The organism is Hydrogenophaga intermedia (assembly GCF_000723405.1).
Taxonomy (GTDB): domain Bacteria; phylum Pseudomonadota; class Gammaproteobacteria; order Burkholderiales; family Burkholderiaceae_C; genus Hydrogenophaga; species Hydrogenophaga intermedia.
This window is the reverse complement of the sequence record NZ_CCAE010000107.1, coordinates 1-3147: the sequence shown is the minus strand read 5'-3', so window position 1 is coordinate 3147 and position 3147 is coordinate 1. Positions and strand designations below refer to the sequence as shown.

Genomic DNA, 3147 nt, shown 5'->3' with positions numbered 1-3147 from the left:
GTGAGCGTCCAGTCAACCCATCTTGACCGGCCGCAAGCGGCTCATTTGGACTGCTACTTTGCACCGATGTAGGCCACGCACTCCACGAGGTTGAGGCAGGCCAGCAGCAGGTACTTCTCGGCGTCGGTTCGCACGCGCAGCAGGTCGTGCTGGCCAAGATGGCCGTATGCGAACGCCAGGAGATAGCGCTCGGGGTGGTCGACGCAAAACTTCGTGATCATCTGCTCGACGAGATCTGGCGGCACGCCCTCGGAGAACTTCAACGTCGCTGTCAGCCGCTTCAAGCAGGTTTCCTGGACGTCTTCAGAGATCGTTGGCAAGGCGTGCCCGCAGTGCTTCATGGCCTGGAAGGCGACGAGCAGGACGTGGATCGGCTCCTCAAGCAGTTGCATGTCGACCCCGTAGCGAGGCAACACGAGGATGGAGGCCAGCAGATTCGGCTGCTGGACGTAGATTTCGTCAGTCAGCTGAACCTTCTGTTGCGCGCTCATGCGGTTGACGTCGATGTTCGCCTGGACCATAACGTCCTGCGTGAGCAAGGTCATGGTGCCGCGTCGGATGCCGCTTGCCATCTGTGCGGCAGCAAGTCCTCGATCTGGCTGCTGCGCTGCGTCGGCAGGCGTGCCAGCACGTCGCGCAGGTATGCCCATGGATCGTGTCCATTGAGCCGCGCCGACTGCACCAGGCTCATCACCATGGCCGTGCGTTGGCCAGCGAGTTCGCTGCCGGCGAACAACCATGCCCGGCGCCCCATTGCCCAAGGCTTGATCTGCCGCTCCAGGTGGTTGTTGTCGATCGCGACTGCGCCGTCCTCGAGGTAGTGCGTCAGCGCGGTCCAGTGGCCGAGCGTGTAGTCGATGGCGCCCGCCACGGAGCTGCCGCCCGCGACCAGCCGTCGTTCGATCTCGAGCCATTGTTTGAGCTTGGCCCACAGCGGCTTGGCGAGTTGCTGCCGCTGCGACATGCGCTCGCCGTCGCTCATGCCCTTGAGTTCGGCCTCGAGCGCATAGATCCGCGCATAGCGACGGATCGCCTCGTCGCCGATCGGGCTCGTTCCGGTGCGAGTCAGCTCCTCGAACTTGCGGCGTGCATGCGCGACACAAGCCGCGCTGATGCGATCAGTATGGATGCGCGGGTCGAGCACGCTGTCGTAGCCTGCGTAGCGGTCCGTCAGCAGCGTTCCGGACCAGCGCCCTCGGCCCCGTCGCACATCGCCCGCGAGGAAGGCCTTCGGGTACTGCGCGCCACGGCCCAGGCAGAACTCATAGACCACGCCGGGCACGGGGTCGTGCCAGCTCCTCGCGTAGGCCCAGACGTAGGCCTTGCGCGTCTTGCCGGCACCGGGATCGAGCAGCGCCACGGGGGTCTCGTCGGCATGCAGAACCCGGCAAGCGAGGACGAAGGCCTTGTGCACCTCGTAGAGTGGCTCCAGCGCCGCGCCCGCCTGGCCTGCCCAGGCCGCCAGCGTGGAACGCGGTGTGTGCACGCCGCTGCGGGCGTTGATCGCCTCTTGCCGGTAGTACGGCAGGTGGTCAACGCAGCGGCTGATGAGCGTGTGCGCGATGAGGCCGCTCGCGGCCATGCCGCCCTCGATCAGTTCCGGGTTGGACGGCGCCTGCTTGAGGATCTGGCAGCAGCGGCAGGCCCACTTGCCGTAGATGTGGCGATGGACGAAGAACTCGGCCGGCACGATATCCAGCCGCTCGCTCACCTCCTCGCCGATGCGTGTCATCGGGCGACCGCAGTTAGACGCGGGGCAGTTGGTGCTCTCGGGCTCATGACGGTGTTCGACGCGACGCAGGTGTTCAGGCAATTGCTGACGGCGTGGTCGCTGCGGCGCGGCCTTCGGCTTGGCGTCGACAGTGGTCTCAGCGGCTTCGCGTCGCAGTTGTTCCAGTTGCGCACGCAGGCTCGCCTCGTCCTCGGCGATCGTCTCCTCGAACAGGCGTCGCTGGTCGGTGTTCATCGCTTCGGAGCTGGCGCCGAACTTCCAGCGCTTCAGGCGAGCCAACTCGAAGGTGATCTTCTCGATCTTGGCATCGCGCCAGGCGATGTCGCGGTCCTTGCGCTGCAGGAGATTCCTGGCTTGGTCCAGCTCGCGGTCGCGATCGACAAGAGCCTTCTCACGCAGGGCGAGTTGCTGTTCGGCATGCTGCCAACGGGCAACCCAGGCCGCCGCTTCGGGCGGGAGTGCCTGCAGGTTGAGCGGGGGAAGATCGTGCGTGCCGAGCATGACGGCATGGTGCCAGTACGCCGTATGCAGCGCATCGGAACAAGTACGGATTGCGTCGACGCTGGCGCGGTCAAGTGCCAGCGTCGATGTTGCTGTCAGGCCCGCGTGATGGTGCTCAATTCGGGCAACCGCTCCCACGGCAGGCCGAGGACCAGCGCGTCAAACTGCGCGTTGGTGAGCGACAGAGATATGGGCGATGTCGTGGTGGCCGGTACCCACGCGAAGCGGCCCGCGTTGAGCCGGCGTGCCGCGCACCAGACGCCGAAGCCGTCGTGCACGAGGAGCTTGATGCGGGTGCCGCGGGCGTTGGCAAAGAGATAGCCGTGGTGGGCCTGCGCTGCACCGAAGACTTGCACAACGCGCGCCAGCAGGCGGTCGGCGCCGGCGCGCATGTCGATGGGGTCGGCGGCCAGCCACATCGCGTCGATGCGGATCATCGAAGCAGCTCGCGCATCCAGACCGCGCAGTCGCTGGCGGCACCTGCCGGCCAGGTCACCGTGACCGTCGTCGGTCCACGTCGCAGCTCGATGCGAATGTCTGGGACCTGAGCCGGTGGCGTCGATGGCGGCAAGCTGACCGGTACGAAGACGGTCTTGGGCTCTCGCGCTGCGGCTCCAACCACGACGTCTGCGCGCACGACATCGCCTCTTGGCTTCATCTCGGCCTCGTGCACCCAGCGCCGCAGAAGATTGGCGTTGATGCCGTGAGCCATTGCCACTGCGGCCATCGACATGCCAGGCTGCGCACAGGCCGTCACCGCACCGGCCTTGAACGCATCGCTGTGCACGCGCCGCCGCTGTCGCGGACCTGCTTGTTGATCGGGGATAGTGTTCACGAGTCCACCAAGAGTTGAAGTGGACTCGAGGCTCCTATGAACCGCCTCGGCTTTCAAGATGGGCTGACTGGACGCTCAC

The 3147-nt window shown here is 65.8% G+C and carries 4 protein-coding genes; all 4 read right to left on the bottom strand.

Annotation, left to right across the window (positions count from 1 at the left end):
* Positions 1-53: 53 nt before the first annotated feature.
* From BN948_RS25295 to tnpA, 4 genes are read right to left on the bottom strand one after another with little or no spacing between them, the layout of a single operon-like run.
* Positions 54-545 (bottom strand): hypothetical protein, encoded by a 492-nt coding sequence (locus BN948_RS25295; RefSeq protein WP_009520310.1) that lies wholly within the window; start codon positions 543-545, stop codon positions 54-56.
* Entirely contained in the window at positions 542-2371 is a 1830-nt protein-coding gene (tnpC, locus tag BN948_RS25290) for an IS66 family transposase (RefSeq protein WP_238327272.1), read from the bottom strand. The genes BN948_RS25295 and tnpC overlap by 4 nt, the downstream gene beginning before the upstream one ends.
* A complete protein-coding gene (tnpB, locus tag BN948_RS25285) occupies positions 2329-2670 on the bottom strand; it encodes an IS66 family insertion sequence element accessory protein TnpB (protein ID WP_009520737.1) in 342 nt (113 codons plus the stop codon). Before tnpB ends, tnpC begins: the two co-directional genes overlap by 43 nt.
* Entirely contained in the window at positions 2667-3068 is a 402-nt protein-coding gene (tnpA, locus tag BN948_RS26455; RefSeq protein WP_158515827.1) for an IS66-like element accessory protein TnpA, read from the bottom strand. The genes tnpB and tnpA overlap by 4 nt, the downstream gene beginning before the upstream one ends.
* Positions 3069-3147 lie beyond the last annotated feature (79 nt).